The organism is Curtobacterium sp. MCSS17_011 (genome assembly GCF_003224275.1).
GTDB lineage: Bacteria > Actinomycetota > Actinomycetes > Actinomycetales > Microbacteriaceae > Curtobacterium.
On sequence record NZ_QKLE01000056.1, the window covers coordinates 1 to 1,774 of the forward strand.

At 72.3% G+C, this 1,774-nt stretch carries 1 protein-coding gene and 1 pseudogene; both read left to right on the forward strand.

The annotated features are described in order from the left end of the window. Positions 1-253, forward strand: a pseudogene (locus DEJ17_RS17415) (ATP-dependent DNA helicase PcrA); the annotation flags it as partial. 289 nt (positions 254-542) lie between these two features. After that, on the forward strand, positions 543-1,774 hold a 1,232-nt coding region (locus DEJ17_RS17420), incomplete at its 3' end, for a pyridoxal-dependent decarboxylase (RefSeq protein ID WP_110895668.1).

The following is a 1,774-nucleotide window of genomic DNA, read 5'->3' on the forward strand; positions in this document are numbered from 1 at the left end:
CTCGTACGACCGCGCAGCGGCGGCCTCGAAGACCCGTCCGAAGACCGAGTGGGCGAACCGGGTGTCCGGGCAGGTGCGCGACAACGGCGACATGGAACTCGTCGCCGGCGACCGCATCAAGCACGTCGACTTCGGCGAGGGCACGGTGTCCGCGGTGACGGGTCAGGGTGCGAAGCGCATCGCCGAGATCGCGTTCGACTCCGCGGGCCGCAAGAAGCTCCTCATCAAGATCGCCCCCATCGAGAAGCTGTAGGAGCCCTCACCGGTCCACATCGAACCGGCAGCCGCAGCCGGTCTGGAGTTCACGGAACGGACCCGGGGCGTTCCCCCGTGATCGGCAGCGTCCGGGCCGTCGCCGACACGCTGACCGCGGCACGCGCTGCGGCCCGCACGCCCCGGTCATCCTCACGACGCACGCCCTCGTCCCGCCGGGCGGGGACGGCGGGCCCGTCCGGCAGACGAGCGTCTGACACGCACGGCCGGACAGGGCGCCCCTCGTTCGGGTGGCACGATCACGGTTTGTGAGGTTAGCCTTACCTAACGTGACACCTCCCATCGAACTCCTGACCACCGCCACCGCCGAGCGCTACCGCTCCGCCGTGACGTCCACGGTGGACCGTCTGGCCGACCGCTTCGCCGCCGCCGACCGTCCGACGACCGACACCGCTCCCGAGGTCCTCCGGGCCCGGGTGCAGGGCGTCGACCTCGACGCCGAACCCCTCGGGACGGACCGCGCGCTCGCCGAACTCGACGAGCTGTTCGTCTGCGAGGCCGTCTGGTTCCACGACCCGGCGTACCTCGCGCACCTGAACTGCCCGGTCGCGCTGCCCGCGGTCGCCGCCGAGTCGGTCCTGGCCGCCGTGAACCCGTCGGTGGACACCTGGGACCAGTCCCGCATCGGCACCGAGATCGAGCGACACGTCGTCTCCTGGCTCGCCGGTCGGATCGGGTTCGCCACGGGTGACGGGATCTTCACCTCGGGCGGCTCGCAGTCGAACCTGCAGGCCCTGCTGCTGGCGCGCGAGGCCCTCGGCACCAGCGGCACCGTGTTCACGACCGGTGAGACCCACTTCAGCATCGCGAAGTCGGCGCGACTGCTCGGGCTCGAGGCCGTGGTCGCCGTCGCCAACGACCACGCCGGCCGGATGGTGCCCGCCGCCCTCGCCGAGGCGATCGCCGCCGCCCGCGCAGCCGGGCAGACGCCGATGGCCGTCGTCGCCACCGCCGGCACCACCGACCGCGGGGTGATCGACCCGCTCGAGCCGATCGCGGACGTCTGTGACCTCGAGGGAGTCTGGCTGCACGTCGACGCCGCGTACGGCTGCGGTCTGCTCGTGTCCCCGACCCGCCGGCACCTGCTCGACGGCGTCGAACGGGCGCGGAGCGTGACCGCCGACCTGCACAAGTCGTTCTTCCAGCCGGTGTCGTCGAGCGCCCTGCTCGTGCAGCGCCCGGAGGACCTGCGGCGCACCGCCTGGTACGCCGACTACCTGAACCCCGAGGACGCCGCCGAGCCGAACCAGGTCGACAAGTCGCTGCAGACCACCCGCCGGTTCGACGCCCTGAAGCTCTGGGCCACGCTGCGGGCGACGGGTGCCGATGCGATCGGTGCGGCGTTCGACGCCGTCATCGACCTCGCCGTGGCCACCCACCGGATCGTCGAGGAACACCCGGACCTGGTGCTCGTCGCGCCGACGCAGCTCAGCACGGTGCTGTTCCGCTGGCAGCCAGCCGGCATGACGGACGAGGCCGCCGACGCGCTGGTCGCCCCGAT